Source organism: Streptomyces sp. NPDC092045 (genome assembly GCF_044756005.1).
In the GTDB taxonomy this organism is placed as follows: Bacteria; Actinomycetota; Actinomycetes; order Streptomycetales; family Streptomycetaceae; genus Streptomyces.
Genome location: NZ_JBIVSC010000001.1, coordinates 527,697 through 554,397, shown reverse-complemented (window position 1 = coordinate 554,397; position 26,701 = coordinate 527,697). Strand labels below are relative to the sequence as shown.

Here is a 26,701-nt window from a genome sequence, read left to right as displayed (position 1 = left end):
GCGGGCACGGGGGCACCCCCGGCCGCGTCGTCGGGATCGCCCCGATACCACCAGTATCGGGGCGGCCCTCCGCCTTGCGATCGCACGCACCGGACACCGCCGGGCCTGCCCTCCGGGCAGACGGCGCCACTTTCGACACACGCCCCAGGGGCGTCCGGCGGGCCGGGGCCGGGGCCCCGGCCGTGATCCGCCGGACAGCCACGCCCGTCTCCGCGCAGGCGATGGTCACCACCTGGCCCAGGGAGCTGAGGACCTGGCCGAACGGAAAATGCCTCTGACGCTCGCCCCGCCCGGCCCGCGCGCCGTCCCGTCCCGCCCGTACGGCACGTGCCGTACGGGCGGGACGGGACGGCGGGCGCGCGGTCGGGTGTCCGGGCCCGGCCGACGAGACCGCGCCCGGGCGTCCGGCCCGGAGATCAGGCCGTCGTCGGCCTCTCCCGGTCCGCGGTCACGGGTTCGCGCCGCATCACCCACAGCGTCGGGCCGCCGCCCGGCAGGGCCGTTTCGCCCAGGACGGTGAAGCCGAAGTGCTCGTAGAAGGGGAGGTTGTCCGGCTTGGAGGACTCCAGGTAGACCGGCAGCCCCGCCCCGTCGGCCCGGTCCAGCCCGGACCGCAGCAGCGCCGCCCCGTGCCCCTGGCCCCGGGCGGCCGGGTCCGCGCCGACGACCGCGAGGTACCAGTGCGGCTCCTCGGGGCCCTGCCCGGCCGCGGCCTCGACCGCCTCCCGGAACAGCGGCGCCCGGTCGCCGAGGACCTCCTCCAGCTCGGCGACCGTCTCCGCGTCCGGGACCGCCTTCTCCTGTCCCTCCGGCGCCACCCAGAACGCGGCGGCCGACGCGGTCCGCTCGCACACCCCGTGGAGGCCGTACTGCCGGGTGAAGATGGTAGTGAAGTACCGCGTCAGATCGGGCTCGCGCGAGGCCCCGCCGGGGAAGAACCACCCCATCATCGGGTCGTCGGCGAAGGCGCGGGCGAGGGTGCGGCTGATGTCCGGGGCGTCGTCGAGCGTGGCGGTCCGCGGGGTGTTCGTCATCGGCATACGGGTCATTCTGCACGTCGATGATCTTGGGCGGAGAGGCGGCCCGGCCCCTCCCCGCACCACCCCGTGCACACGACGGCCCGCCCGTCGTCGGGACCGGCAGCCCTCCGACGGCCCTCCCGGGCGGACCGGAGACCGGCCGCGTGCGCGGTGTGCGTCGAGGACGGCCCACTGCCCGCGCCGGCCGTGGGACCGGACGGCGACCGCGTCCGTACGCCCCCGGGAGACGGGGTAGAGGACGCGGAGGACCCGCACGACGCGGTGGTCCGCCTGCGCCGGTCCTCCCCGGCGGGCGCCCTCCCGGCCCCGGGCCACCCGGTTCCGTCCTCCGCCGGACGTCACGGATGGACCGGGAGTCGGGCTGTGCGGATCGCGGGGGCGGACCTGTGGGCGAATCGCCCGGTGCCGGCGCTCGGTTCGGCCGAGCGGATCCCCACGGCGCCGGCCCTCGACGGCGCTCCTGTCGCGGGCGTGTCCGGCCGGCCCGGTCAGGATCCGCCGGATTCGCCCCGGGGCGCGTCCGCCCCCGATCCGCCGGACGCGCCCCGGCCCTCCCGGGTCACAGGGACGCCGAGGCCCTCCAGGACGACCGCGCCGGGCAGTTGGCCGAGGGCCTTGCCCGGGAGGATGAGCTTGCCCCGGCGGCGGCCGCTGCCGACGAGGACCCAGGGCATGTCGACGACGGCGGCGTCCACGAGGAGCGGCCAGGCGGCGGGGAGGCCGACGGGGGTGATGCCGCCGTACTCCATGCCGCTCTCGCCGGTGGCCGTGTCCGCCGGGGCGAACGAGGCCTTGCGGGCGCCGAGGTGACGGCGCACCACCCCGTTGACGTCGACGCGGGTGGCGGAGCCGACGACGCAGGCGGCGAGGGTCGTGTCGCCGCCCCGCCTGGCCGCCACGACCACGCAGTTCGCGGAGGCGTCGAGGAGGTCGGCGCCGTGGTGCTCGACGAAGACGGCGGTGTCGGCGACGGCCGGGTCGGTGTCGACGTAGAGCACCTGGTCGGCGGGGACGGGGCCCGTCCAGGCGCGGACGGCGTCGGCGACGGGGCCGGTCAGGAGGTCGAGGCGGTCCGGGGCGGGCCGGGCGTCGGTGAAGTCTCCGATGGGTGCGCGCATGCGCGTCACGTTAACAACCGGCACCGAACGGGCGGGGCGCCGTCCCGGAGTGCGGGCGGCGCGTACGGACACCCCTCGCGCCCCGTCAGGACGCCGCCGTGCCCGCCTGCTCGACCTCCCACGCCGCGAGCGCCGCGAGCTGCTCGGGGGTGACGTCCTCCGGGATCGGGACGGGGGCGGGGGTGCGGAGCGGGGGCTGCCAGCCGTTCTCGGGGTCCCAGCTGCGGACCACCTTCGCCGGGGCGCCGGCCACGACCGAGTGGTCCGGGACCTCGCCGCGCACCACCGCGCCCGCCGCGACGACCACGTTGCGGCCGAGGCGCGCGCCGGGCAGGACCACCGCGCCCGTGCCGAGCCAGCAGCCGGGGCCGATGGAGACCGGCGCCGAGCGGGGCCACTGGCGGCCGACCGGCTCGTCCGGGTCGTCGTAGCTGTGGTTCGTCGAGGTGATGTAGACGTACGGTCCGCAGTACGTGTCCGAGCCGATCGTCACCTCCGCGTCGGCTATGACATGGCTGCCCCGGCCGAGGACGACCCCGTCGCCGAGGGTCAGGACCGTCTCCGTCCCGAGGTCGAGGCCCGGCAGCATCCCGGCCGTCAGCGTGACCTGCTCGGCGACGATGCAGCACGCGCCGATCTCGATCCACCGCTCGCCGAAGACCGTGCCCTGCGGGAAGGCGAGCCGGGTGCCCTCGCCGAGCCGGCGGAAGCGCAGTCTCCCCTGGTGCTCGGCGGTGACGGCGCCGGCCTGCTGCACCCAGCGCCAGCCGCCCTGGAGGGCGTGCGCGACGACCCTGCGCCGCCAGGCGGCGAGGGATGAGAACGTGTTTCTGTTCCTGGGCACCCGGCCACGGTAGTCGGCGCCGTCGCGCCCGATCACCGCCGTGCGCTGTGATGTCCGTCATGGGCCCGGCATAGGCTGCGGCGCGGGGACACCCCCGGGCGCGACACGACGGCTGACGATCAGGAGCGAAGAACCATGACAGAGGCGTTGATCAAGGGCGTGGGCGGCAGGGAGCCGCGGATCGACCCGACGGCCTTCACCGCCCCGACCTCGGTGGTCCTCGGCGAGGTGACCCTCGGCGCCCGAGCGAGCGTCTGGTACCACGCGGTGCTGCGGGCGGACTGCGGTCCGATCGAGATCGGCGAGGACTCCAACGTCCAGGACAACTGCACGGTCCACGTCGACCCCGGCTTCCCCGTCTCGATCGGGGCCCGGGTGACCGTCGGCCACAACGCCACCGTGCACGGCTGCGTCATCGAGGACGACGTGCTCGTCGGCATGGGCGCCACGGTCCTCAACGGGGCCCGGATCGGCGCCGGGTCGCTCGTCGCCGCCCAGGCGCTCGTCCCGCAGGGCATGGAGGTCCCGCCGGGCTCGCTGGTCGCGGGCGTCCCGGCGAAGGTGCGCCGCCCGCTGACGGAGGAGGAGCTGGCGGGCATCCGGCTCAACGCCGAGATGTACCTGCACCTGGCCGAGGGCCACGCGGAGGCCTTCGGGGAGTGAGCGCGTCCCGCGCGCGGGAACGGACGGAGGGCGGCGCCCGGTCGGGGTGCCGCCCTCCGCGCCGTACGGGAGGCGCTCAGTCCGCGGCCGGGACCGACACCTGTTCCGGCGCCGGCCCGGCGGGGGCGGCGGCGCGCTCCTCGGCCGCCTTCCTGGCACGGTTCTTGAGGACGAGCATCGAGGTGAGGCCGATCAGGACGGCGAGGACGAGGCCGAGCCAGGAGAAGCGCTTCAGCCAGGCCTCGGCGACGATCCCGACCGAGTAGATGACGGCCGTGGTGCCGCCGGCCCACAGGATGCCGCCGAAGACGTTGGCGACGAGGAACTTCCAGTACGGCATGTGCAGCACGCCCGCGAGCGGTCCGGCGAAGATGCGCAGGAGGGCGACGAAGCGGCCGAAGAAGACCGCCCACATGCCCCACTTCTGGAAGGAGCTCTCCGCGAGGGCGATGTTGGCCTCGCTGAAGTGCTTGGGGAACTTCCTCTCCAGCCGGGCGAGCAGCGGTCTGCCGCCCCTGCGGCCGATGGCGTAGCCGATCGAGTCCCCGATGATCGCGCCGGCGGTGGCGCAGGCGCCGAGCACGTACGGGTTGATGTCGCCGTGCTGCGAGGCGAGCAGCGCGGAGCTCACGAGGACGATCTCGCCGGGCAGCGGGATGCCCAGGCTCTCCAGGCCGATCACCACCCCCACGAGGGTGTACACGGCGATCGGGGGGATCGTCTCCAGCCACTCCTGGACGTGCAACGCGGCTTCCTCCCGTTTCGGCTCCCCTGTCGCGCCGGGCCCGTGGTCGGGGGCCGTGGCGCCGTCGTGCGCCTCGGCGGGCACGCCGGGGAAGCCTACCCGGTCGGGAGGGACGGACCTCGACGCCGGGGACGGGCCGGGGACGGTTCCGGTCGCCGGTCGCCGGTCGCCGGTCGCGACACCAAAAACGCGTCCGCCCCCGCACCGGAAGGGGTGCGGGGGCGGGGGCACGGTGTCCCGGGCCGGTTCAGGCGTTCGGGCGCAGGGTCCAGACGACGGTCATCTCGCCGGTCACGGCGCCGTCCTCGCGGGTGATGTCGATCCGCACCGGGAACTCCGGGCGCTGTCCGGCGTCGAGTTCGGCGACGACCTCGGCGGCGGGGCGGCCCAGGGTGGCGGTGGCCGTGACGACGCCCATGGCCAGCTTCTTGTAGCCGATCTCGGCCTTGACGGCGAGCGGGACCGCGCGGCTGAGCTGGTCGCCGAAGGCGGCGAGCACGATGGCGCCGCTGGCGGACTCGGCGAGCGTGAACATCGCTCCGGCGTGCGGGCCGCCGACGTGGTTGTGGTAGGCGGGCTGGTCCGGCAGGCGCACGACGGCGCGCTCGGCGGTGGTCTCCAGGAACTCCAGGTTCAGGGTCCCGGCCATGGGCACCGTCGCGGCGAGCATCTCGCCGACGGTCATCTGGTCTGCGCTCATGGAGCGTGATGTTACCCATGAGTAGTAGCCTTGGCCATCCCCCGCGCGCGTCCCGCGGCCCCTCCCGGCGGGGGGCGGGCATGGCCGCACGGCCCCCGCACCTCTATGGTTACTGGCCATGTGGCCAGGACAGCAGCCGCCCGGGGGCGAGCAGAACCCGCAGGACCAGAGTCAGAACCCGTACCAGCAGCCGGGTTACCAGCAGCCGAACCCGTACCAGCAGCCGCCGGCCCAGCCCGGGTACCCGCAGCAGCCGCCGACGCAGCCGGGTCATCCGCAGCCGCAGCCGGGGTACGGCCAGCAGCCGCCGGCCCCGCCGGGGTACCCGCAGCAGGGGTACGGACCGCAGCCGGGGCAGCCGAACCCGTACCAGCAGCCGACCGTGCCGCAGCAGTACGCGGTCCCGGGGCAGCCCGGCGGTCCGGGCGGTCCCGGCGGTCCCGGCGGGAAGAAGAAGACGGCGATCGTGGCGATCGTCGCCGCGACCGCCGTGGTCGCCGCGACCGGCGTCACCGCCTTCCTGGTGTTCGGCGAGGACGACGGGGAGCCGACCGCCGCCGACCCCAAGCCGTCCGCGTCGGCCACCGCACCCGCAGACCCGTCGGCGATCCCCGAGCCGAGCCAGTCCTCCGGCCTCGACAACCCGCGCGACGACGCCGCGCGGCAGCCGACGATCCCCGGCTGGAAGGTCGTCCACAACCCGAAGTACGGCACCCTCTTCGACGTGCCGCCGGAGTGGGACGTCTCGAAGCCCGGGACGATCAGCTTCCTGGAGGACGAGAAGAAGGGCGACGGCAGCCCGCTCGTCACGATGTCCGGGCCCACGCACCTCAAGGGCAAGTGGTGCACCTACGACACCAACAAGGACGGCAGCGAGGAGTCCTGGAGCCTGGCATCGGCCGGCACCAAGGGCGGCCAGGGTGCCAAGAACACCGGGGAGGCCGCGTACAACGAGGCCGGAACCTGGGTGTGGGGCGGCTACGCGCAGCACATGCCGCGGGACACGGTCAAGATCACCAAGGCCGTGCCGTACACGACGAAGTCCGGCCTCGTCGGCAGCGTGTCGACGGCCACGGCCACGGGCGTCAAGAAGCGCAACAAGTGCGAGTCGGACGGCAAGGCGATCGCCTTCACCTTCAAGAACGCGAAGAACGACTTCTCGACCTGGGTCCTCAACGCGGCCGACGGCGTCGGCGACGAGCTGCCGGACGCCACGATCCGGCAGATCCTCTCCACGGTCCGGCTCGCCGAGGACTCCTGACGCCCGGGCCCGTGACGGCGGGGGCCGCGCCCGCCGGGGGCTCGTGACGGCGGGACGGGGGAAGCGTGACCGCCCCGGCCACCGGGACCCGGCGCGCCCCCGGTCACCGGGACCCGGCGTCCCGGTGGCCGGCACCACGGCCCGTCCGTACATCGGTTTGGCACTTCGGCCGGGCGGCGGGGATAGTCCCGGGGTGACCTCACCCGCCGACTCCCCCGCCTCCCCCTCCCCCGCGCCTCCCCACTCCCGCCGCCCCGAGTGGGCCGGGCGCAACTACCTCCTGCTGACCGCCGCCACGGTCGTGACCAACCTCGGCACGCACGGCGCCCTGATCGCCACCACCTGGGCGGTCTTCGACTCCGGCGGCGACGCGGGCGACGTCGGCCTCGTGGCGATGGCGCGCTTCCTGCCCCTGGTCCTCTTCCTGCTCGTCGGCGGCGCCGTCGCCGACCGGCTGCCCCGGCACCGGGTGATGGTCGCCGCCAACGTCCTCAACTGCGTGTCGCAGGCCGTCTTCGCCGCCCTCGTCCTCTCCGGCGAGGCCCGCATCTGGCAGATGATGGTGCTCACCGCGCTCTGCGGCACCGGCCAGGCCTTCTTCAACCCGGCGGCCGAGGGCATGCTCATGGCCACCGTCAGCGGGGAGCAGGCGAGCCGGGCGTTCGCCGTCTTCCGGATGGCGATGCACGGCGCCTCCATCGGCGGCGCCGCGCTCGGCGGCGCGCTCGTCGCGTTCGTCGGCCCCGGCTGGGTCCTCGTGGTCGACGCCGTCGCCTTCGCCGTCGCGGGCGGGCTGCGTGCCTTCCTCGACGTGAAGGGCGTGCCCGAGCGCGCCCCCGGCGGCGGCCTCCTCTCCGACCTGCGGGAGGGCTGGCAGGAGTTCGCCGGCCGGCCGTGGCTGTGGTCGATCGTCGCCCAGTTCTCCGTGGTGGTGGGCCTGATCGGGGCGGTCGAGGCGGTGTACGGGCCGCTGGTCGCCCGGGAGGAGCTGGGCGGCGCGCGCCCCTGGGGCTTCGCGCTCGCCGCGTACGGGGTGGGGACGGTCGTCGGCGCGGTCCTGATGACCCGGTGGAAGCCGCGCCGGATGCTGTTCGTCGGAACGCTGTGCGTCTTCCCGATCGCGCTGCCCTCGGCGGCGCTCGCGGTGCCGCTGTCCGCGGGCGGACTGGCGGTCGTGATGTTCGTGAGCGGTGTGGCGCTGGAGGTCTTCGGCGTCTCGTGGATGACGGCGATGCACCAGGAGATCCCGGAGGAGAAGCTGTCCCGGGTCTCCGCCTACGACTGGTTCGGCTCGACGGCCCTGCTGCCGCTGACGACGGCGCTCACGGGCCCGGCGGAGGGCGCGTTCGGCCGGAGCGGGGCGCTGTGGGGCGCGGCGGCGCTGATGGTGCTCGTCACCGCCCTGGTCCTGCTGGTGCCGGACGTGCGGAACCTGACCAGGCGTCCGCACGCGTCCGCGCACCCGCCCGTCGAACCGACCGGGAAGGAGCTCCCGGCCGTTCCGGGTCCCCGCTCAGCCGATGCCGAAGGCGCCGTCCGGGGGAACGGGTGACGGCACGGCCCCGGCGTCCGCGACCGGTTCCGCGTCCCCGGTGAACCGGGCGAGCGCGTCCCCGTGCTCCACGCGCGCGGGGAACGCGTCCGCCGCGGCCCGGCGCGCGAGGCGGGCGGTGTCGAGCGCGCGGTCGGAGGCGACCAGGACCGCGTTCCCGAAGCGGCGGCCCCGCAGGACGCCCGGTTCGGCGACGAGCGCGAGCTCGGGGAGGACGGCGGCGAAGGTGGCCAGCTGGGAGCGGAGGAAGGCGAAGGGGGCGCCGTCGGCCAGGTTGGCGGCGTAGACGCCGCCGGGCCGCAGGACGCGCCGGACCTCGCGCGCGTACTCGACGGAGGTGAGGTGGGCGGGGACGCGCGAGCCGCCGAAGACGTCGCCGACGATCAGGTCGGCCGAGTCGGCGGGGGCCGCCTCCAGCCAGCGCCGGGCGTCCGCGCCGTGCACGGTGGTGCCGGACCCCTCGGGCAGCGGCAGGTGCTCCGCGACCAGGGCGAGCAGACCGCGGTCCGCCTCCACGACGTCCTGGCGCGAGCCGGGCCGGGTGGCGGCGACGTACCGGGGCAGGGAGAGCGCCCCGCCGCCCAGGTGCAGGACGTCCAGCGGTTCGCCCTCGCCGGCCGCGCCGTCGACGACGTGGGCGAGCCGGCGCGCGTACTCGAACTCCAGGTACGCCGGGTCGTCGAGGTCGACGTACGACTGGGGCGCGCCGTCGACCGTCAGGAGCCAGGCCCGCTTCCGGTCCACGTCGGGCATGAGGCGCGCGGTGCCCTGGTCGACCTCGCGGACGACGGGGATGTGCTCGTTCACGCTCCCATTGTGACGGGGCGGGGCCGGCCGCCCGGCCCGCGGGGGGGTGGGGTCAGCCGTTCCAGACGGCGGCGACGGCCTCCGCGTGGCGGGCGGCCCGGGCGCGTCCGGCGCGGGCCGCGGCGGCCCGGTGGGCGGGGTCGAGCGCGTCGCGCCCGAAGGCGGCACGGGAGTCGGCGTCGGGGGTGATCACCTCGACGCGGGCCCCCGCGGCGGCGAGGTCGGCGCCCTGCCGCTCCGGCGAGCGGATCACCTTGCCGCCGCGTCCGTCGGGGGCGACGACCACGACCCTCTCGTACCCGGCGGCGAGGTGGGCGTTGGCCGTGGAGTGGATGCCGCCGTCGATCAGGCGGCGCCCGCCGACGGTGGCCGGGGGCTGGAGGCCGGGGACGGCGCAGCTCGCGGTGACGGCGTCGGCCAGCGGGACGCCCGCGTCCGCGCCGTACGCGACGAGTTCGCCGGTGGTGGCGTCGACGGCGGTGACGAGCAGCGGGCGGCCGGGCCACTCCGTGGCCGGTCCGAGCCGCCGGACCACGGTCTCGCGGCGGACCGCCTCGTCCACCGTGCGGGCCCCGAGGGCCAGCCGGCCGAGCCTGCGTCCGTACTCCTCCGGGGTGCGGGACCGCAGGACGGCGACGGCGTACCGGAGAAGCACGGGGATCCCGAGCCGCGCGGCCGGTTCCACGTCCTCGTCGCCGAGTTCCCGCTCGTACAGCGCGTCGGGGCCGAGCGCGCCGAGCCTCGCTCCGACGACCGCGCCGGCGGAGCTGCCGACGACGAGGTCGGCCCCGGTGACGTCGAGGCCGGCGTCGAGGAGCCCCCGCAGCACTCCGGTCTCCCAGGCGGCCCCGACCATGCCGCCCGCGCCCAGGACCAGTGCCGTCCGCTTGCCCGTCTCCCCTGTCACGTCCCCATTCTGGCGCGGTGGTTGGGGAGGCCGGCGGGCGGGGCGAGGTTCTTGAGGGCCTCGCGGACGGAGAGGGGCGAGAGCCGGTTCCCGTGGGCGGTGACGAAGGCGCGGACCTCGGCGGGGGCGGTCTTGGCGTATGCGCGCAGGCTCCAGCCGATCGCCTTGCGGACGAAGAAGTCGGGGTGGCCGGCGCGGCGCAGGCAGTGGTCGAAGAGGCGGTCCGCGTCGGTGTCCCCCTTGAAGCGGAGCTGGTGGAGGAGGGCGGTGCGCGCGACCCACAGGTCCTCGTCGTCGATCCACGCGTCCATCTCGGGGGCGAGGGCGGGGTCGGCCGCGACCAGGCCGCCGACGACGTGGGCGGCGAGGTGGTCGACCGTGTCCCACCAGGAGACGGTGGTGACGAGGCGGCGGGCGACGGGCAGGAAGCCGGAGGAGCAGCGCCGCACGTGGCGGCGGAGGTAGTCGACGGCGAAGTAGTGGTACTCGCGCTCGGGCAGCGCGAAGCAGCGCAGGGCGATCGCCGCGCAGTCGTCCTCGCCGGGACGCGGGGTGCCGTCGAGGACGGTCCGGGACAGGGCCCGGCGCTCGGGCGTCCGCACCCCGAGGAAGGGTGCGACGCCCTTCATGTACGCGACCATCTCCTGCGCCCTGAAGGGGTTCCCGGCGGCCGGGTAGACGGTGACGAGCCGTTCGAGGACGGTGTCGGCGAGGGCGCTGCCGGGTACCTCGCCGGGCGCGGGTCCGGCCGCCGGGGGCCTCGGGTCCGGGTCTTCCCGGGACGCGGGTCCGGCCGCCGGGGCTCCCCCGACCGGTGCTCCCCCGGGCACGGGCCCGGTTCTCGGGGACCTCTCGACCGGGACTTCCCCGGGCACGGGACCGGTCGCCGGGAACCTCTCCGCCGGGGCTTCCCCGGGCACGGGATCGGTCGTCATGCGGGCCCCTCGGTCGTGGCGTGCTCCGGAATCCGGTCCGGACGGACATGACGCACATTACGGCGCCCCTACGCACCCGTCCGTTACTCTCCCCGAATGCTCGCTCCCGCCCCCCGGCCGCCGGGCTCCCTCGCCGTCCGCTGTTCCCGGGTCCTCCTCGCTCCCCGTGCGCGGCTCTCGCTGCTCGCGCTGCTGCTGCTCACGGCGGCCACCCTCGTGGTGCTCTACGAGCCGCAGCGCCTGCTGGCCTCGGGCTGGCCGCCGCGGACGAGCGGCGCGGGCGCGGTGCTGCTGTTCGCCCTGGCGTACGGGGTGTGCACGGCGGCCTTCGTGCCGCGCCCGGTCCTGAACCTGGCGGCGGGCGCGCTCTTCGGCTCGGCCGCCGGTCTGACGGGGGCGGTCGCGGGGACGGTCCTCGGCGCCGGGATCTCGTTCACCCTCGGCCGCTACCTGGGCCAGGACGCCCTGCGTCCGCTGCTGCGGGGCCGCCTCCTGACGGCGGCGGACGGGCAGTTGAGCCGGCACGGGTTCCGCTCGATGCTGGCGATCCGGCTGTTCCCCGGGGTGCCGTTCGCGGCGGCCAACTACTGCGCGGCGGTCTCCCGGATGAAGTACGTGCCGTTCCTCCTGGCGACGGGCATCGGCACGGTCCCGAACACGGCGGCGTACGTGGTGGCGGGCGCCCAGGCGGGTTCGCCGGACTCGCCGGCCTTCCTCTTCTCCGCGGGCTTCATCGTCCTGTCGGGGATCGGCGCCGCGGTGGTGGCCTGGCGCAAGCGGCACGGCCTGCGGGCACCGGTCCCCGCGCGGGACGACACGCCCGAACCCGAACTGGTGGGCAGCGCCCGCTGAGGCGCGCCGGAGGCCTCCCGGGAGATACGGCGGGCGCTACCTCGCGTACATCCTCCGTCGGGGGATTCTTCACTTCGGGACGGTACGCTGCGCACGACCTTCTGACCACACACGTACAAAACGGGACGGCCCTGGCCCCATGAGTTGGTTCGAATCGTTCATCCTGGGACTCGTCCAGGGGCTGACGGAGTTCCTCCCCATCTCCTCCAGCGCGCACCTGCGCCTCACGGCGGCGTTCGCCGGCTGGCACGACCCGGGTGCGGCGTTCACCGCGATCACCCAGATCGGCACGGAGACGGCGGTCCTGATCTACTTCCGCAAGGACATCGTGCGGATCGTCTCGGCCTGGTTCCGCTCCCTCACGGACAAGTCGGTGCGGTCCGACCACGACGCCCAGATGGGCTGGCTGGTGATCGTCGGCTCGATCCCGATCGGCGTCCTCGGCATCACGCTCAAGGACCAGATCGAGGGCCCCTTCCGGGACCTGCGGCTCATCGCCACCACCCTGATCGTCATGGGCGTCGTCCTGGGCGTCGCGGACCGGCTGGCCGCGCGGGACGAGATCGGCGGCCGTCACCGGGCGATCCGCGAGCGCAAGACGCTCAAGGACCTCGGGGTGCGGGACGGCCTGATCTACGGCGTCTGCCAGGCGATGGCCCTGATCCCCGGCGTCTCCCGCTCGGGCGCGACGATCTCCGGCGGCCTGCTCATGGGCTACACCCGCGAGGCGGCGGCCCGTTACTCCTTCCTCCTCGCGATCCCGGCGGTCCTCGCCTCGGGCGCGTACGAGCTGAAGGACGCGGGCGAGGGGCACGTCTCCTGGGGTCCGACCATCTTCGCGACGATCGTCGCCTTCGCGGTGGGATACGCCGTCATCGCATGGTTCATGCGCTTCATCACCACCAAGAGCTTCATGCCCTTCGTGATCTACCGGATCCTGCTCGGCATCCTGCTGTTCGTCCTGGTGGGCACGGACGTCCTGAGCCCGCACGCGGGCGAGTCCGCCGGCTGACGGGCCCCGGAGGGCGGGCAGTCAGGACGCCTGGGCCAAGGACTCCCGTACGACGCGCTCGCACAGTTCGTGGGTCAGCAGGGCGTCGCGGGCGCTGAGCACCCGGCCCTCGCGGACCGCGTCGAGGAAGGCGAGCACGGCCTGCTCGATGCCGCGCTGCCGGGCCACGGGCACCCAGTCGCCGCGCCGGCGGACGGTCGGCTGCCCCTTGTGGTCGACGACGTCGGAGAGGTTGAGGACCTGGCGCTTGGTGTCCTGGCCCGAGACCTCCAGGACCTCCTCGGTGGAGCCGTTCATCCGGTTCATCATGCCGATGGCGGTGAACCCGTCGCCGGAGAGCTGGAGCACCACGTGGTGCATCAGGCCGTCGCGGATCCGGGCCCGCACGTCGACGTGCTCGGTCTCGCCGGGCAGCAGGAAGCGCAGGGTGTCGACGACGTGGATGAAGTCGTCGAGGACCAGCGTGCGGGGGTCCTCGGGCAGGCCGATCCGGTTCTTCTGGAGCAGGATCAGGTCGCGCGGGTGCTCCAGGCACTGGGCGTAGCCCGGGGCGAGGCGCCGGTTGAAGCCGACGGCGAGGGAGACCGCGCGCTTCTCCGCGAGCTCCACGATCCGCTCGGAGTCGGCGTACTCGTAGGCGAGGGGCTTGTCGACGTACGTGGGGACGCCGGCGTCGAGGAGCCGCTCGGCGATCTCGGCGTGCGCGGCGGTCGAGGCGTGCACGAAGGCCGCGTCGAGCCCGGCGGAGAGCAGCCCGTCGAGGTCGGTGTGGCGCCGGCCGGCGGGCAGGTGCAGGGTGTCGGCGACCCGCTCCACCGTGGCGGGGGTGCGGCTCTGCAGGTGCAGTTCGACCCCGGGGAGGGTGGCGAGGACGGGAAGGTAGGCCTTCTGCGCGATGTCGCCGAGTCCGATGCAGCCAACCTTCACGGGGGTCTCCCTTGTCGTCGTTCGCCGGCCCCGCTCGTACGGGCCGTTCGCGCCGGTCAGCTTACGCGGGACGGCCGGGGCCGCCGGGCGGCCGCCAGTCGGCGATGCCGTCGAGGCCCCGCAGGAGGAACCCGGGTCCGAGGCGGGAGGCCGCGCCGACGAGGACCGAGCGCAGGGCGACGGCCGGGCGGGCGGAGAGCGTCGTGAGCGCTCCGGCGCGGGCGGACTTGCGGACGACGGCGGTGGTGCGCGGCAGCCGGTCCGCGGTGTGGGCGGCGAGCGCGCGGCTCGGCGTGAACCCGTCCCCGGCGCCCACGTGGTGGGCGAGGACGACGGCGTCCTCCACCGCCTGGTTCCCGCCCTGGCCGAGGGACGGCATCATCGCGTGCGCGGCGTCCCCGAGGAGGACCACCCTGCCCCGGTGGTGGGCGGGCAGCGGGGTGATCAGGTGGTGCACGTCGTGCCGCAGGACCCGGCCGGGGTCGACGGCGGCGAGGACCTCGGGCACCGGGTGGTGCCAGTCCCCGAAGAGGCGCAGGAGTTCGGCCTTCTCGTCGTCGGGCGCGCGGGCGCCCTCGGGGGCGGTGGCCATGGCGTACGCGTAGACCCGGCCGTCCTTGAGCGGCTGGGTGCCCCACAGCCGTCCGGCGCCCCAGGTCTCGTGCGGCGCGAAGGGCCGCCCGGGGGCGGGGACGACCATCCGCCAGCTGGTGCGGCCGGAGTAGCGGGGCCCGGGGTGGTCGGGGAAGAGCGCCCGCCGGATCGCGGAGTGGATGCCGTCGGCGGCGAGGACGAGGTCGGCCTCCCACTCCGTCTCCCCTCCGTCGCTCCGGGCCGTGACGCGGGCCGGGCGGTGGTCGTCCCCCGGGTCCGCCACCGCGGCGGCCGTGCCGGTCCGCACGGTCCCGGCCGGGAGGGCGGAGGTGAGGATCCCCACGAGGGTGGCGCGGTGGAGGAGGACGAGGGGGCCGCCGAAGCGCGCGGCGGCGGCCCTCGCGTCGGTGCGGACGAGCCAGCGGCCGCCGGGGGTCCGCATGCCGCCGTCCCCCTGCCAGGCGGAGAGGGCGCGGACCCGGTCGCCGAGGCCGACGACGTCCAGGGCCCGCTGGGCGTTGGGCGCGAGGCCGATGCCGGCCCCGACGGGGGTGAGGTCGGCGGCCCGCTCCAGGACGGTGACCCGCCAGCCCCTCCGGTGCAGGGCGACGGCGGCGGTGAGCCCTCCGACGCCGGCCCCGACGACGACGGCGCGGGGCGCGTCGGGGCGGCGGGGGGCGGGACGGCGGGCGTCGGTGCGGTGGGCGTCGGTGCGGTGGGCGTCGGTGCGGTGGGCGTCGGCGGCTGCGCGGTGGGCATGGGCGTCGGCGTGATCGATGTCGGTGCGGCTCACGTCGGCACGGCCGGAATCGGCGTGCGCGGAATCGGTGTGCGCGGCACGGGCCCGGTCGGCACGGGTGCGGTCGGCCTCGGTGTCGCCGCGATTCGCTTCGGCTCCGTGCTGTTCCATGACTGCCCCCTCGGGTCGGGAATCCGCCGAACCGGGGACTACAGGTGTAGTGAGCCCGGCACCACGACCGTACTACAGATGCAGTGAGGGCAGGAGGGGTCGGTAGTAGGTTGTCCTCCATGACCGCAGCGCCGGACCCCTCCGCCCCGCGTGCCGACCGGATCGGCGACGCCGCCCTCGACCTGCTCGTCGAACGGGGGATGCGGGGCCTCACCCACCGCGCCGTGGACGAGCGGGCCGGGCTGCCGCAGGGGTCGACGTCCAACCACGCCCGCACCCGCCAGGCCCTCCTGGAGACGGCCGTGCGGCGCCAGGTCGAGCTGGAGTCCCGGGTCCTCACTCCGCACGAGATGCCCGGTCCGGACGGCGGCGGGGACGCGCTCGTGGACGCGCTCGCCCTCGCCCTGCACCGCTACCTCACCGACCACCGGCCCCTGCTCGTCTCCCGCTACGAACTGGCCCTGGAGGCCACCCGCCGCCCCGAGCTGCGGAGCTTCTTCGACCGGGCGGGCGCGGTGTTCCACGGCCCGCTGACCGCGATGATGGCGGCGGCCGGCTCGGCGGCCCCCGAACGGCACGCCCTCTCCCTGATCGCCTGGTCCGAGGGGCTGATGTTCTCCTGCGCGGCGGGCTCCTTCCACTCGGCCGTGCCGGACCTCGCGGAACTGCGCACCGGGATCGACGAGTTGCTGCGCGGCATGCTCGGGGGCCGGGCCGCACGGGCGTGAATTCGCTGGCGTGGCCCTCCGGTCGTGGGGAACGATGCCCGGCATGACGACCGAACAGACCGGAACGGTCCCGCGCGTCCCGCCGTCCACCACCTCGGGCGAGCGCGAAGCGCTGGAGCAGTGGCTCGACTTCCACCGCGCGACCCTCGCGAGGAAGTGCGAGGGGCTCGACGACGCCCGGCTGCGCACCCCCTCCGCCCCGCCGTCGGACCTCAACCTGCTCGGTCTCGTCCGGCACATGGCCGAGGTCGAGCGCGGCTGGTTCCGCCGCACCCTGGCCGGCGAGGAGGCCGTCTGGATCTACTCGACGGAGGAGGACCACGACCGGGACATCCACACCGAGGAGGGCGACACCTACGAGGAGGCCTACGCCACCTGGCAGGCCGAGATCGCCCACGCCCGCACCCTGGCGGCGGCCCACGGCCTGGACGACCGGGCCGTCGGCAGGCGCCGCAACGGGGAGGATTTCAACCTCCGCTGGATCTACCTCCACATGATCGAGGAGTACGCCCGCCACAACGGCCACGCGGACCTGCTCCGGGAGCGGATCGACGGCGCGACCGGCGACTGATCCGGACCGCGCGACCGGCGGCCGGCCCGTCCGGCCGCGCCGCCGTCCCCGTCACCCCGCCGTCCGTCCGGCCGGTGGGGTCAAGGCCGGATGCGCGCCGGCTCACCCGTGCGGGGCATTCCCCGCCGGTAGGGGCGCGGAGACCACCGCCGGAGCAGCAGAGTGGCGCGGGTGCATGGAACCCGAACCACAGCGAAGATCCTGTTAGGGGCGGCGATGGCCGCCCTGACCGGCTGCGTCTCGGTGGACGCGCCGACGGCGCCCGCCCCCGCTCCGGCGGCGGAGCCCGTACGCACCGGGAAGGACGTCGCGCCGCAGATCGTCGACGGTCCGGCCCGCGAGGCCCTCGAAGCGGCGCTCCCCGCTCCCCCGCCGTCCGCCGCGCCCCGCGCGACCCCCGCGGCCGAGCGGCAGCGGCGGTCGGCGGCCCCGGCGCTCCCGGAGGCGCCGCGCCCCGGCGCCGTACCGCCCCGGCGCGAAGACCCGCGTCCGCCGGTCCGGCCGGACCGGCCCGGACCGTCCGCGTCGACCGGCCCGTCCGCGCCGACCGGGCCGCCCCGGGCGGTGGAGCCGCCGGTGAGGCCCCCGCTCTCCCCGTCCGACGTCTGCGCGCTGGGCGAGCGGTACGGCGCCCTGGGCCCCGGCCGGCCGGGCGTCTGCCCCGCCCCGTACATCGGGTGAGCCGGGCGCACGGGGGCGAGGGGGCCGACCGCGGGCGGGCGGCGGTCCGTCACTCCGCCCGCAGCCGCAGCTCCAGGCGCTCGATCGCGGCCCGCACCCCGTTCCCGTAGCCGTCGTCGTCCAGGTGGCCCGCCGCCGCGCGGGCCCGGTCCAGATGGGCGCGCGCGGCGTCGGGCCGGTGGAGCCCGGCGTAGTCGGCGGCCAGGTTGAGGTGGAGCGAGGGGTACAGGGCGCGGACCGCCGCCGAGGCGTCGTGCGCGGCGAGCCGCTCGTCCGTGAGGTCCTCGGCCGCGCTCAGCGCCCGCAGGTCCCAGGCCAGCTCGGTGTCGGGGTCGTCCTGGGCGTCCGCCATGTAGTGCGCGAGGGTGCAGCGGTGCAGCGGGTCCCCGTCCGGGCCGATCTGCTGCCAGAGCAGCCCGAAGCGGTTGCGGGCCTCCTCGCGGTCGCCGCCGTGGAGCAGCATCAGGGCCTGCCCGATCCTGGTCATGACCCCGTCGTCCGACACCTGCTGCTGCTCGGTCACCGCGACCTCCACAAGATCACCACTGGGAGGGCCGACGCTAGCCGCACCCGGCCCCGATCGGGCCGAGGCTCAGCCGAGGTCCGGGATGCGCCAGTCGATCGGCTCGTGGCCCTGCGCCGCCACGGCCTCGTTGATCTGCGTGAAGGGGTGCGACCCGAAGAACTTCTTCGCCGACAGGGGCGAGGGGTGGGCGCCCTTCACCACCACGTGCCGCTCCTCGTCGATGAGCGGCAGCTTCTTCTGCGCGTAGTTGCCCCACAGCACGAAGACGGCCGGGTCGGGGCGCGAGGCGACGGCGGTGATCACCGCGTCCGTGAACTTCTCCCAGCCCTTGCCCTTGTGCGAGTTCGCCTCGCCGGAGCGGACGGTCAGCACGGCGTTGAGCAGGAGGACGCCCTGCTCGGCCCACGGCATCAGGTAGCCGTTGTCCGGGACCGGGAGGCCGAGCTCGGCGTTCATCTCCTTGTAGATGTTCCGCAGGGAGGGCGGGGTCTTCACGCCCGGGCGGACCGAGAAGCAGAGGCCGTGGCCCTGGCCCTCGCCGTGGTAGGGGTCCTGACCGAGGATCAGGACCTTCACCTTGTCGTACGGGGTGGCGTCGAGGGCGGCGAACACCTCGTCCTTCGGAGGGAAGACCGGTCCCTTGGCGCGCTCCTCCTCGACGAACTCGGTGAGCTGGGCGAAGTACGGCTTCTGCAGCTCCTCGCCGAGAACACCCCGCCAGGACTCGGGCAGCATGCTGGTGTCGGTCACGGTCAACAACCTCCGGTGGACGTTCCTGTCTACGTCCCAGAACCTACCGGGGGCCACTGACAGCGGCCCCCGCAGGTCCTCGCGGCGTCCGCCTACCAGCTGGCCCGGCGGTGGAGTTCCCACATCTGCATGACCGTCTGCGGGTCGAGGGCGCGTTCTCCGCCGCCGATGTCCTCGCGGGCCGCGATGTAGAGCTTGCCCTGCCACAGGGGCAGCAGCCGGACGTCCTGGACCATGATCTCCTGGGCCGCCACGAACTCGTCCGTGACGGTCCCGCGGTCGCTCTGGCGGCGGGACTTCGGGAGGAGCTCGTTGGTGATCCGGGGGCTCAGGTAGGGCGTGCCGAGGACGTTCTCCTTGCCCACGAAGGGCGCGACGAAGTTGTCCGGGTCCGGGAAGTCGGGGAACCAGCCGCGGCCGAAGACCGGGTACTCGCCCTTCTGGTAGGCCGCCTGGAACTCCGTCCAGGGCTTGCCGTTCAGGGTGACCTCGAAGAGCCCGGACTCCTCAAGCTGCCGCTTGAGCTCGGCGAACTCGGCGGCCGTCGAGGAGCCGTAGCGGTCCGTCGTGTACCAGAAGGTCAGCTTGACGGGCTTGTCGATGCCGGCCTCGCGGAGGAGCTCGGTGGCCTTCTCGACGCTGGGCGTGCCGAAGCGGTCGAAGAACTTGGTGGTGTGGGCCGCGATGCCCTTGGGGACCATGGAGTACAGGGGTTCGGCGGTGCCCTGGTAGACCCTGCTGACCAGTTCGTCGCGGTCGACGAGCTGGGCGATGGCCTTGCGGACGGGGAGCTTGGCGACCGAGGGGTCCTGGGTGTTGAAGACGAGGTAGCGGATGTCGGCGCCGGTCGACTCGACGAGCTGGAGGCCCTGGTTCTCGGGCTTGTCGTCCTGGAGGGAGACGACCTCCTCGGCGGTGAGGCCGCGGTAGGTGGCGTCGATCTCCTTCTTGCGGAGCGCCGTGACCATCGCCTCGGACTCCTTGAAGTACTTGATGGTCACCCCCCCGTTCTTGAGGGTGGCGAACCCCTTGTACGTGGCGTTCTTCGTCAGCTCGGCCGACTCGCCCTCGGTGTACGCGTCGAGGGTGTAGGGGCCCGAGCCGCTGACCTTGCCGTCCTTGGAGCGGAGCCGGTCGGCCGGGTAGTCGGCCGGGTCCACGATGGACATGGCGGGGGTGGCGAGGACGAACGGGAAGGTGGCGTCCGACTTGTTGAGGCGGAAGACGACCGTGCGGTCGCCGACGGTCTCGATCTTGTCGAGGGAGCCGAGCATGCCGTTGGGGCCGCCCTTGTGGTTGATCGTGCGGATGCGCTCGATCGAGTACTGCACGGCCCTGGCGTCCAGCTTGTGCCCGTTGGAGAACGTGAGGCCGTCGATGAGCTTGCACTCGAAGACCCGGCTGGCGGTGTCCGTGAACTTGCAGTCCGCGGCGTCCGACTGCGGGGTCGTGCTGCCGGTCGGAAAACTCACCAGGGTCTGGAAGACATTCCTGAAGAGTTCCCAGGCATTGTCCCAGGACGCGGCCGGATCAAGCGTGGAGGGAGAACTCGTCGTGCCGACCACGAGCCTCTGATCCCCGGCGGATTCACTGTCCGAAAAGACACCGCATCCGGTCACCAGGGATATGGACACAAGGGCTGCAGCCGCCTGCAGACTGGTCCGGTTGAACACGTGCACGCTCCTCGTTCAGCCATGGGTCGGCCGACGATACCGCAGCACCCCGTCAGGTCAATGTTCGAGCCCGACGGGGCACTTGAGGCATTCGATGCAGAACCGGGCCCAATCCGGACACGAATTCCGGAAAGTGTCCGGTTATCGGTCACCCGACTCCGGCGTTCAGGAAAATCCCGCCGTCGACGACGAGCGTCTGCCCGGTGATCCACTCCGACTGGGAGGAGGTGAGGAAGGCGGCCGCGCCGCCGATGTCCGCCGGAACGCCGAGCCGGCCGAGCGGATAGGAGGCGGCGGCCTCCGCCTCGCGGCCCTCGTAGAGAGCCTGCGCGAATTTCGTCTTGACAACGGCCGGGGCGATTGCGTTCACTCGCACGACCGGCGCGAATTCATGCGCGAGCTGAAGGGTCAGATTGACCATCGCGGCCTTGCTCATTCCGTACGCCCCGATGAAGGGCGAGGCGGACACGCCGGCGATCGAGGCGATGTTCACGATCGCCCCGCCGTTCTGCTTCTGCCAGGCGTGCCAGGTCCGCTGCGCGAAACCGAGCGCGGAGATCACATTGGTCTCGAAGACCTTGCGGGCCACATTGAGGTCCAGGTCCGCGATGGCGCCGAAGACCGGATTCGTCCCGGCGTTGTTGACCAGGAAGTCCACCCGGCCGAAGCCGTCCATCGCCGCCTCGACGGCGGCGGCCTGGTGGGCCTCGTCGTGGGCCTTGCCGGGGACGCCGATCGCCCGGTCCGCGCCGAGCCGCTCCACGGCCTCCTTGAGGGCCTCCTCGCCGCGCCCGGTGATGACGACCCGGTCGCCGCGGGCGACCAGCGCCTCGGCGATCCCGTAGCCGATGCCCCGGCTCGCCCCGGTGACCAGGGCGACCCTGCCGGACAGCTCCGGCGGTTCCTGCGTGCTCATGTCCGTCTCCTCCTGTTCCCTGCCGCTGCCGGTCGTCAGTTGAGCGGGCCGCCGGCCACGTACATGACCTGGCCGGAGACGAAGCCGGCGTCGTCGCCCGTGAAGAAGGCGATCGCGTTGGCGACGTCCTCGGGGCGGCCGACCCGCTGCACCGGGATCATGGAGGCGGCGGCGGCCTGGAACTCCTCGAAGCCCATGCCGACGCGCTCGGCGGTCTGCGCGGTCATCTCGGTGACGATGAAGCCCGGGGCGACGGCGTTGGCGGTGACGCCGAACTTGCCGAGCTCCTTGGCGAGGGTCTTGGTGAGGCCCTGCAGACCGGCCTTGACCGCGGAGTAGTTGGCCTGGCCGCGGTTGCCGAGCGCCGAGGAGGAGGAGAGGGAGACGATCCGGCCGAAGCCCGCGTCCACCATGTGCTTCTGACAGGCCTTGGCCATCAGGAAGGCACCCTTGAGGTGCACGTTCATGACGAGGTCCCAGTCCGACTCGGACATCTTGAAGAGCAGGTTGTCACGGAGCACGCCCGCGTTGTTGACGAGGATCGTCGGCGCCCCGAGCTCGGCGGCGACGCGCGCGACGGCGGCCTCCACCTGGGCGCCGTCGGAGACGTCGCAGCCGACCGCGAGGGCGGTGCCGCCCGCGGCGGTGATCTTCTCGACGGTGTCCTTGCAGGCCGCCTCGTCGAGGTCGAGTACGGCGACGGCGCGGCCCTCGGCCGCGAGGCGGAGCGCGGTGGCCGCGCCGATGCCCCGTGCGGCCCCCGTGACGACGGCTACGCGCTGCTCGGTGGTGGACATGCTTGGTTCTCCTCGCCCTTGGATCGTCCCTGGTGGCGGCCGACCGGCGTCCGCTCCTGCGTCCCGCACATGAGCGACCGCTTAGTATCGTCCGCAGACGAGACGCTAGAAGCCCCGGCACCCGGTGTCAACGGCCCACCGGGTGCACCTGGTCACTCTGCGTCCGGGCGCGGGCGCTCAGCGCACGAGGAGATCGAGCAGCCGCTCCACCTCGGCCTCGGGATCGGCGGTGAGGCCCGTGTGCACGGGTCCCGGCTGTACGACCGTGGAGCGCGGCGCGATCAGCCAGCGGAAGCGGCGCCCCGCGTCGTCGCGCGCGGCCTGCCCGGCCGCGTCCCCGCCGAGGCAGACCCCCTCGACGGCGCGCAGGGCCGCCCGTACGCCGGTCACGTCGGCCGCCGGGTCGAGCACCGTCAGCTTGGACTCGTCCAGGTGCGTGCGGGCGGCCACGAAGGAGCGGGCGCGGCAGTAGACGACCACGCCCGCGTTGAAGCACTCGCCGCGCTCGACCCGCGGCACCACGCGCAGCAGCGCGTACTCGAAGACGTCACGGTCGCTCACGTGGTGCTGTCCTTCTCGACGGGCTTCCCGGCGGTCTTCCCGCTGGGGCGCGCACGGGGCGCGAGGCGGTCGGCGAGCCAGCCGGGCGGCTGCTGGGGCCGGTTCTCGGTCCGCGGTCCGAGCGTGATCCGCTCGTGGATGGTGGCGGCGCGGGGCAGCAGCGCCTCGACGTAGGCGGCGCGCACCTCGTCCGGGCCCGTGAAGCCGGGCTCGTCGACGAGCCACTCGTCGGGCACGTCGGCGGCGACCTCGTCGAGGAGTTCGCGGGTGACGAGCGGCGCGAGCTCGGCGGCCGCGGCGGCGACGTCGGGCGCGAAGGGGGCGAGCGCGTGGTCGGAGGCGTCGTACGGCTTCGCCGCGGACGCCGGCGCCCCCGGCCAGTTGTGGTGCCAGATCATGGTGGCGCCGTGGTCGATGAGCCACAGGTCGCCGTGCCAGACGAGCATGTTCGGGTTCCGCCAGGACCGGTCGACGTTGTTGATCACCGCGTCGAACCAGACGACCCGGCCCGCCTCGGCCGGGTCCACCTCGTACGCCAGCGGGTCGAAGCCCAGCGATCCCGGCAGGAAGTCCATGCCCAGGTTGAGCCCGCCGCTCGCCTTGAGCAGTTCCTGCACCTCCTGGTCGGGTTCGGAGAGCCCGATGACCGGGTCGAGCCGGATGGCGACGAGCTCGGGCACCCGCAGCCCGAGCCGGCGGGCGAGCTGCCCGCAGATCACCTCGGCGACCAGGGTCTTGCGGCCCTGTCCCGCGCCGGTGAACTTCATGACGTACGTGCCGAGGTCGTCGGCCTCGACGATCCCGGGGAGCGAGCCGCCCTCACGCAGGGGCGTGACATAGCGGGTCGCTACGACCTCTTCCAACACTTTCCCAGGCCACCCATCTCTTCAGCCTCGTGTTCCACGGGCACGGCCTCCGGGAGCGAAGGGGCGGAGATCGCCGGTCGACGGCGCCGCGCCCCTTTCCGCCGGGTTCCGGCATGAAGTGAGGATAGTAACCGGGGGGCGGTCGTCGGCGAGGAGCGCCCGGACCGCCGGGCCGGGGGCTCCGCGCCGGAGCCGTGGTTCCCCCCGGGGCCGCGCGACGCCGGGGTCGCGTCCGGCGCGGGCCTCCCGCGGAGCGGGGCGAAGCGCCGCGGCAACAACGCGGCAACGAACTCCTTGGTCCCGCGCGCATGGATCGCGGGCGGGCCCGGCCGTGGCGTCCTGTCCGCCGCCTTCGTCGCTCCGCACACGGCCGAGAGGATTTCGTCGTGCCCACATCGAAAACGTCCGGTCCCGGAGGAGTTCGCGCTGCTCAAGCCGTCGCACGCGGACGGGACGTTCAACGTGGACGGAACCGTGCGGACCGTGCCCGGCTGCACGACCACCGTGGTGAAGAACCGGACGCCGGCGTTCATCGACAAGTCCCGCACGGACGGCCGGCCCTGGTCCGCGTACGTCACCCCGTGCGCCTCCCCCGGGCCCCACACCCCCGGGCCCAAGTACGCCGGCACCGACGTGCCGGCCTGGGGCGGGCGTCCGTGCCCGGGGCCGACCGCGGCGACAGGCCCGCGTACGTGCGCGACGCGACGCAGACGCTCGCGGACGGCCGGCTGACGCGGGCGAAGCAGCTGCGGACGCTGCGCTCGGTGGACGACGCGGGAGGGGGGCGTTCCGCGACAAGCCGGCGGCGCTGGGCCAGTCGGACGACACGCTGGTGATCTGCATCGGCGACAACGGCTTCCACTGGGCCGACCACGGGCTCGGCGGCAAGGGCATGCCCCACCGGCCCGCCCACGAGGTGCCGTTCTACCTCTCCTGGCCCGCCGGCGGCCTCGGCGGGGGAACGACCGACGACCGGATCGCGGCGAACGTCGACATCGCGCCGACCGCGCTCGACGCGGCCGGGATCGCGCCGGACACGCCGCACGACGGGCGCTCGCTGCTCGGCGGGCGCTCCCGCGCCCACCTGCTGATCGAGTGGTGGAGGCAGGGCGCGGGCACGGAGGGGCAGAACACCTGGTCCTCGTAGGTCGCCAAGGACCGCCGGCACACGGAGTACCACGAGCTCCACACGGACGCCGCGGGCAACGTCGGCGGGACGGGCCGGGTCACGTTCCGCGAGTACTACGACCTGGACGCGGACCCCCACCAGCTGAGCGACAGCCTCCACCGGGCCACGCCCGCGCAGGAGAAGGCGCTCGGCGTCCCGGGGCTCGCGGCGGCGCCGGCCGAGGACCGCGCCTCCCGAGAGGGGCCCCGGGAACGGGCGGCCGCGCGGAGGTCAGAGCCGTTCGCCCCGGCCGGGCGTCTCCGGCGGGTGCGTCCCGCCGCCGTCCTTGGGGTCGCTCTCGCAGCTGCGGCCGAGGTGGGACCGGTCGTTGGGGATCAGGAGGAGTTCGGCGACCCGCTCGGGGTGTTCGACGCCGAGCCAGTCGTCCCCCACGGCGACGGGGCCCGGCCCGAACGCCCGGGCCGATTCGACCTCCTGGCATCCGAGGACCACCCGGTCCTCGTCCACCGCGCAGACGTCCAGCAAGGTGCCGGAGTACTCGTCGGCGCCGTCGAAGCGGAAGCGGAAGCGGACCTGGTCCCCTTCGTGGGGCACCTGCGGATGGGGTTCGAGGTGCCAGTCGACGACTTCGGCGGTGACGCCGGAGGGCTGGCCGTACACGTTCTGGACCCGCACCTCGGCGGCGGCCTCGCCGCGCGGCGCGGTCGTGTCGGTGCAGATCCAGGAGGAGCAGCCGGACAGGGCGAGAAGCAGCGGAACCGCCAGGACAGCGGCGGGCATCCGTCCGGGAAACACTCGGGCGACCTCCAGTCGGGGCGGAGCGCCGCAGTGTATCCCGGGGTCCTGAGGGGTCGTCCGCCCCGGGACCCGGAGGGATGCCTTCCCCTTCCCGGGCGGACCCGGTGCCGGTGCCCCTCCCCTCACCCGCACCGCCCCGCGTAGAGACCGACCCGCTCGATGGAGCGGATCAGCCGGTAGTCCTCCTCGACCGCGCGAGCGGCGCCGGTCAGCACGAGTTCGCCGGGGGACGAGGCCCGGTCGAGGGTCTTGCGCAGGGGGCTGCCGGGGCGCGCGAACCGGATGATGTGGGCGAGGGTGGGCAGGGTCGAGATGGTCCGGAGCAGGGCGGCGTCGAGCACGCAGCCGTCGGCGGGGGCAGCGAGGGAGACCCGCATCACGGCCCGCTCGCGGCTCGCCGACGCCCTGCCCAGGCCGTCGGTCGTCGCCGCGCGCGCCGCCGCGGCGATGTGGCTGACCGAAGGGGAGTAGTCGTCGGCCGGGGACGGCTGGGCGAAGGCGCGCGCCGACAGCAGGACCGGGCCGCGCCGTTCGCACCACGCCACCCGGAGCCGGGCGGCGCCGTGGGCGATGCCGAGCACGGGCAGGACCCGCAGGGCGTGGAGCGACAGCGCGCGGAAGAGCGGCCCCCGGTGGTCGAGCAGTTCGGAGCGGTCGTGCACGCGCGCGTCCGTCCGGATCTCGGCCCAGACGGCGGACACCAGGTGCTCGCCGGGCGTGGGGCCGCTGATGGTCTGGACGAGGTACTGCGGGCCGGGGACGCGCTGCTGGACCATCACCTCGCCCGACCCGGCCTGGTGGACGGCGGCCCGGCCCGTCCGGCGCCAGGCGGCGGCGACCTCGTCCGGCGTGGCGCAGACGACGGGGCGCGCCGTCACCGAGCTGTCGGCCGCCGCGACGACGTAGGACGGTAAGCGGACCATGTCGGTCCACCGCAGGGCGTCCCGTACGTCGGTGGAGTACATCGACGCGGCCGACGCGATCCCCGAATCGCCCAGCGCGGCCGCCTGGATCGCCCGGTTGGTCCGGACGAACGTCGTGCCGGGGTCGTTCCCGGGGAGGCCGAGGAGGCGGGAGAGGCGGTCGGCGAGCCCCACGCCCGAACCGCTCCCGGCGACCACCAGGTCGACGCCCCTGCCCGCGAGCCTCTTCACCGTGTGCCGCATTCCGTTGTGGGCGACGGTGACGGAGTATCCGGGGACGTCCACGACGTGGTCGCGGTGGGGGGCGGGGCGCTCGTGGTCCGGCAGGACCACGGCGACGCAGTCCCAGCCGAGCCGGGAGTACTCGCGGAGGTGGCCGTCGTCGTCACCGTGCGGCGCGACGACGGCGACGGTGCCGGGGGCGGGCCGACGGGCGGAGGGGGCGTCCGGTGCGCGAGACATGCAGAGCTCCCTCTGGCGGGCGGGGGAGCCGGCCGGACCGGGCCGCAGCCGGGAGCACCGCCTTCCCGGGCGGGGCCGAGGGCCGTTCCCGAGGCCGGCGCGGTCGCGGCACGCCCGCCTCGAAGCACCCCCTGCGGTTCGGGTTGGTTTCCGTGCCGGTGGTCCGGCCGGTCGCGACGACCGTGGAGCGGCGACGCCGCGTCCCGTGCGGGCGGCCCTCCTCGTACCCGTCCCCCCGGGGTTCCGCGTGCCGGCTCGCGCACCGCCGTACGCGGTCGGCACGCCGGGTCCCCCGAGGGACCGGCACGTTCACCGATCTTGCTGCACCCGTCCCACCGTGTCAACAATTGTGAACTTCATGGCCGAAGACGCTCCCCCGGACGGCGGGCGGCCGTGACGCGGGCGGCGACGGACGGTTAACCTGCACCCGCCCCGCCCCTCCGCGCCACCACC

General features: G+C 74.4%; 28 protein-coding genes. 9 read left to right on the top strand and 19 right to left on the bottom strand.

Features of this window, described 5'->3' with window-relative positions; all coding sequences use genetic code 11:
* Window positions 1-416 precede the first annotated feature (416 nt).
* The 3 genes from ACIQKA_RS02605 to ACIQKA_RS02595 all read right to left on the bottom strand — a co-directional run bounded on the left by ACIQKA_RS02605 (window position 417) and on the right by ACIQKA_RS02595 (window position 3,002).
* Entirely contained in the window at window positions 417-1,049 is a 633-nt protein-coding gene (locus ACIQKA_RS02605; RefSeq protein WP_402539734.1) for a GNAT family N-acetyltransferase, read from the bottom strand.
* A gap of 479 nt (window positions 1,050-1,528) precedes the next feature.
* Window positions 1,529-2,158: a YbaK/EbsC family protein gene (locus ACIQKA_RS02600; protein ID WP_402539732.1), complete on the bottom strand. Its 630-nt coding sequence runs from the start codon at window positions 2,156-2,158 to the stop codon at window positions 1,529-1,531.
* A gap of 85 nt (window positions 2,159-2,243) precedes the next feature.
* Entirely contained in the window at window positions 2,244-3,002 is a 759-nt protein-coding gene (locus tag ACIQKA_RS02595; protein WP_383154992.1) for an acyltransferase, read from the bottom strand.
* A gap of 135 nt (window positions 3,003-3,137) precedes the next feature.
* Between ACIQKA_RS02595 and ACIQKA_RS02590 the strand changes: the two genes are divergently transcribed.
* Complete coding sequence (locus tag ACIQKA_RS02590) at window positions 3,138-3,665, top strand: gamma carbonic anhydrase family protein (RefSeq protein WP_383154989.1); 528 nt, start codon at window positions 3,138-3,140, stop codon at window positions 3,663-3,665.
* Window positions 3,666-3,741: 76 nt separating this feature from the next.
* Here the strand turns inward: ACIQKA_RS02590 and ACIQKA_RS02585 are convergent, their stop codons facing one another.
* Together ACIQKA_RS02585 and ACIQKA_RS02580 are read right to left on the bottom strand one after the other, a co-directional pair.
* Entirely contained in the window at window positions 3,742-4,410 is a 669-nt protein-coding gene (locus ACIQKA_RS02585) for a DedA family protein (RefSeq protein ID WP_383433698.1), read from the bottom strand.
* Window positions 4,411-4,657: 247 nt separating this feature from the next.
* Entirely contained in the window at window positions 4,658-5,095 is a 438-nt protein-coding gene (locus ACIQKA_RS02580) for a DUF4442 domain-containing protein (RefSeq protein ID WP_030214413.1), read from the bottom strand.
* 133 nt (window positions 5,096-5,228) lie between these two features.
* Between ACIQKA_RS02580 and ACIQKA_RS02575 the strand changes: the two genes are divergently transcribed.
* Both ACIQKA_RS02575 and ACIQKA_RS02570 read left to right on the top strand, forming a co-directional pair.
* Window positions 5,229-6,371, top strand: coding sequence for a hypothetical protein (locus ACIQKA_RS02575; RefSeq protein ID WP_391093921.1), 1,143 nt, complete (start codon window positions 5,229-5,231; stop codon window positions 6,369-6,371).
* Between the two features lie 193 nt (window positions 6,372-6,564).
* Complete coding sequence (locus ACIQKA_RS02570) at window positions 6,565-7,923, top strand: MFS transporter (RefSeq protein WP_383433684.1); 1,359 nt, start codon at window positions 6,565-6,567, stop codon at window positions 7,921-7,923.
* Here the strand turns inward: ACIQKA_RS02570 and ACIQKA_RS02565 are convergent.
* The 3 genes from ACIQKA_RS02565 to ACIQKA_RS02555 are packed head-to-tail and all read right to left on the bottom strand — an operon-like array spanning window position 7,885 to window position 10,467.
* Window positions 7,885-8,730, bottom strand: a complete 846-nt coding sequence (locus ACIQKA_RS02565) for a spermidine synthase (RefSeq protein ID WP_402539729.1) — start codon at window positions 8,728-8,730, stop codon at window positions 7,885-7,887. The genes ACIQKA_RS02570 and ACIQKA_RS02565 overlap by 39 nt on opposite strands.
* Window positions 8,731-8,782: 52 nt before the next feature.
* Window positions 8,783-9,637, bottom strand: a complete 855-nt coding sequence (locus tag ACIQKA_RS02560) for a patatin-like phospholipase family protein (RefSeq protein ID WP_383433678.1) — start codon at window positions 9,635-9,637, stop codon at window positions 8,783-8,785.
* Window positions 9,634-10,467, bottom strand: a complete 834-nt coding sequence (locus ACIQKA_RS02555) for a DNA alkylation repair protein (protein WP_402539727.1) — start codon at window positions 10,465-10,467, stop codon at window positions 9,634-9,636. The genes ACIQKA_RS02560 and ACIQKA_RS02555 overlap by 4 nt, the downstream gene beginning before the upstream one ends.
* 201 nt (window positions 10,468-10,668) lie before the next feature.
* Here ACIQKA_RS02555 and ACIQKA_RS02550 point away from each other — a divergent pair, with 201 nt between their 5' ends.
* Entirely contained in the window at window positions 10,669-11,424 is a 756-nt protein-coding gene (locus ACIQKA_RS02550; RefSeq protein WP_391093926.1) for a VTT domain-containing protein, read from the top strand.
* Between the two features lie 139 nt (window positions 11,425-11,563).
* Entirely contained in the window at window positions 11,564-12,436 is an 873-nt protein-coding gene (locus tag ACIQKA_RS02545) for an undecaprenyl-diphosphate phosphatase (RefSeq protein ID WP_391093927.1), read from the top strand.
* Window positions 12,437-12,457: 21 nt separating this feature from the next.
* Here ACIQKA_RS02545 and ACIQKA_RS02540 read toward each other — a convergent pair whose 3' ends face one another.
* Window positions 12,458-13,363, bottom strand: a complete 906-nt coding sequence (locus tag ACIQKA_RS02540) for a Gfo/Idh/MocA family protein (RefSeq protein ID WP_383433671.1) — start codon at window positions 13,361-13,363, stop codon at window positions 12,458-12,460.
* A gap of 61 nt (window positions 13,364-13,424) precedes the next feature.
* Window positions 13,425-14,867 (bottom strand): FAD-dependent monooxygenase, encoded by a 1,443-nt coding sequence (locus tag ACIQKA_RS02535; RefSeq protein WP_402539724.1) that lies wholly within the window; start codon window positions 14,865-14,867, stop codon window positions 13,425-13,427.
* A gap of 119 nt (window positions 14,868-14,986) precedes the next feature.
* Here ACIQKA_RS02535 and ACIQKA_RS02530 point away from each other — a divergent pair, with 119 nt between their 5' ends.
* From ACIQKA_RS02530 to ACIQKA_RS02520, 3 genes are all read left to right on the top strand, one after another.
* Window positions 14,987-15,595: a TetR/AcrR family transcriptional regulator gene (locus tag ACIQKA_RS02530; RefSeq protein WP_402539722.1), complete on the top strand. Its 609-nt coding sequence runs from the start codon at window positions 14,987-14,989 to the stop codon at window positions 15,593-15,595.
* Between the two features lie 34 nt (window positions 15,596-15,629).
* Window positions 15,630-16,166 (top strand): DinB family protein, encoded by a 537-nt coding sequence (locus ACIQKA_RS02525; RefSeq protein ID WP_402539720.1) that lies wholly within the window; start codon window positions 15,630-15,632, stop codon window positions 16,164-16,166.
* Window positions 16,167-16,382: 216 nt separating this feature from the next.
* Window positions 16,383-16,847 (top strand): hypothetical protein, encoded by a 465-nt coding sequence (locus ACIQKA_RS02520; RefSeq protein ID WP_402539719.1) that lies wholly within the window; start codon window positions 16,383-16,385, stop codon window positions 16,845-16,847.
* 49 nt (window positions 16,848-16,896) lie between these two features.
* On the opposite strand, the gene ACIQKA_RS02515 is transcribed toward ACIQKA_RS02520, so the two are convergent.
* The 7 genes from ACIQKA_RS02515 to ACIQKA_RS02485 form a co-directional block, all read right to left on the bottom strand.
* Entirely contained in the window at window positions 16,897-17,370 is a 474-nt protein-coding gene (locus ACIQKA_RS02515) for a hypothetical protein (protein ID WP_383154961.1), read from the bottom strand.
* 69 nt (window positions 17,371-17,439) lie between these two features.
* Window positions 17,440-18,123 carry a uracil-DNA glycosylase gene (ung, locus tag ACIQKA_RS02510; protein WP_383433657.1) on the bottom strand — a complete coding sequence of 228 codons (684 nt, stop codon included), beginning with the start codon at window positions 18,121-18,123 and terminating at the stop codon, window positions 17,440-17,442.
* 92 nt (window positions 18,124-18,215) lie between these two features.
* Window positions 18,216-19,796: an ABC transporter substrate-binding protein gene (locus ACIQKA_RS02505; protein ID WP_383154956.1), complete on the bottom strand. Its 1,581-nt coding sequence runs from the start codon at window positions 19,794-19,796 to the stop codon at window positions 18,216-18,218.
* Between the two features lie 148 nt (window positions 19,797-19,944).
* Window positions 19,945-20,712, bottom strand: a complete 768-nt coding sequence (locus ACIQKA_RS02500) for an SDR family oxidoreductase (RefSeq protein WP_383154953.1) — start codon at window positions 20,710-20,712, stop codon at window positions 19,945-19,947.
* A gap of 35 nt (window positions 20,713-20,747) precedes the next feature.
* Complete coding sequence (fabG, locus tag ACIQKA_RS02495; RefSeq protein ID WP_376235758.1) at window positions 20,748-21,509, bottom strand: 3-oxoacyl-ACP reductase FabG; 762 nt, start codon at window positions 21,507-21,509, stop codon at window positions 20,748-20,750.
* A 177-nt stretch (window positions 21,510-21,686) separates the two neighbouring features.
* On the bottom strand, window positions 21,687-22,070 hold the full coding sequence (locus tag ACIQKA_RS02490) for a DUF3037 domain-containing protein (protein WP_383154950.1): 384 nt from the start codon (window positions 22,068-22,070) through the stop codon (window positions 21,687-21,689).
* Window positions 22,067-22,936 (bottom strand): HipA family kinase, encoded by an 870-nt coding sequence (locus ACIQKA_RS02485; RefSeq protein ID WP_383154947.1) that lies wholly within the window; start codon window positions 22,934-22,936, stop codon window positions 22,067-22,069. The genes ACIQKA_RS02490 and ACIQKA_RS02485 overlap by 4 nt, the downstream gene beginning before the upstream one ends.
* A gap of 832 nt (window positions 22,937-23,768) precedes the next feature.
* Between ACIQKA_RS02485 and ACIQKA_RS02480 the strand changes: the two genes are divergently transcribed.
* Window positions 23,769-24,083, top strand: a complete 315-nt coding sequence (locus ACIQKA_RS02480; RefSeq protein WP_402539716.1) for a hypothetical protein — start codon at window positions 23,769-23,771, stop codon at window positions 24,081-24,083.
* 252 nt (window positions 24,084-24,335) lie between these two features.
* Here the strand turns inward: ACIQKA_RS02480 and ACIQKA_RS02475 are convergent, their stop codons facing one another.
* Window positions 24,336-24,845: a hypothetical protein gene (locus ACIQKA_RS02475; RefSeq protein ID WP_383154942.1), complete on the bottom strand. Its 510-nt coding sequence runs from the start codon at window positions 24,843-24,845 to the stop codon at window positions 24,336-24,338.
* 140 nt (window positions 24,846-24,985) lie between these two features.
* Window positions 24,986-26,248, bottom strand: coding sequence for a hypothetical protein (locus ACIQKA_RS02470; protein WP_402539714.1), 1,263 nt, complete (start codon window positions 26,246-26,248; stop codon window positions 24,986-24,988).
* Window positions 26,249-26,701 lie beyond the last annotated feature (453 nt).

What these genes read in the sequence shown, in the direction of transcription:
- fabG (WP_376235758.1), bottom strand. Translation starts at nt 21,509, where the DNA reads ATGTCCACCACCGAGCAGCGCGTAGCCGTCGTCACGGGGGCCGCACGG.
- ACIQKA_RS02535 (WP_402539724.1), bottom strand. Translation starts at nt 14,867, where the DNA reads ATGGAACAGCACGGAGCCGAAGCGAATCGCGGCGACACCGAGGCCGAC.
- ACIQKA_RS02600 (WP_402539732.1), bottom strand. Translation starts at nt 2,158, where the DNA reads ATGCGCGCACCCATCGGAGACTTCACCGACGCCCGGCCCGCCCCGGAC.
- ACIQKA_RS02500 (WP_383154953.1), bottom strand. Translation starts at nt 20,712, where the DNA reads ATGAGCACGCAGGAACCGCCGGAGCTGTCCGGCAGGGTCGCCCTGGTC.
- ACIQKA_RS02520 (WP_402539719.1), top strand. Translation starts at nt 16,383, where the DNA reads ATGGCCGCCCTGACCGGCTGCGTCTCGGTGGACGCGCCGACGGCGCCC.
- ACIQKA_RS02470 (WP_402539714.1), bottom strand. Translation starts at nt 26,248, where the DNA reads ATGTCTCGCGCACCGGACGCCCCCTCCGCCCGTCGGCCCGCCCCCGGC.
- ACIQKA_RS02575 (WP_391093921.1), top strand. Translation starts at nt 5,229, where the DNA reads ATGTGGCCAGGACAGCAGCCGCCCGGGGGCGAGCAGAACCCGCAGGAC.
- ACIQKA_RS02475 (WP_383154942.1), bottom strand. Translation starts at nt 24,845, where the DNA reads ATGCCCGCCGCTGTCCTGGCGGTTCCGCTGCTTCTCGCCCTGTCCGGC.
- ACIQKA_RS02545 (WP_391093927.1), top strand. Translation starts at nt 11,564, where the DNA reads ATGAGTTGGTTCGAATCGTTCATCCTGGGACTCGTCCAGGGGCTGACG.
- ACIQKA_RS02590 (WP_383154989.1), top strand. Translation starts at nt 3,138, where the DNA reads ATGACAGAGGCGTTGATCAAGGGCGTGGGCGGCAGGGAGCCGCGGATC.
- ACIQKA_RS02530 (WP_402539722.1), top strand. Translation starts at nt 14,987, where the DNA reads ATGACCGCAGCGCCGGACCCCTCCGCCCCGCGTGCCGACCGGATCGGC.
- ACIQKA_RS02580 (WP_030214413.1), bottom strand. Translation starts at nt 5,095, where the DNA reads ATGACCGTCGGCGAGATGCTCGCCGCGACGGTGCCCATGGCCGGGACC.
- ACIQKA_RS02605 (WP_402539734.1), bottom strand. Translation starts at nt 1,049, where the DNA reads ATGACCCGTATGCCGATGACGAACACCCCGCGGACCGCCACGCTCGAC.
- ACIQKA_RS02550 (WP_391093926.1), top strand. Translation starts at nt 10,669, where the DNA reads ATGCTCGCTCCCGCCCCCCGGCCGCCGGGCTCCCTCGCCGTCCGCTGT.
- ACIQKA_RS02525 (WP_402539720.1), top strand. Translation starts at nt 15,630, where the DNA reads ATGCCCGGCATGACGACCGAACAGACCGGAACGGTCCCGCGCGTCCCG.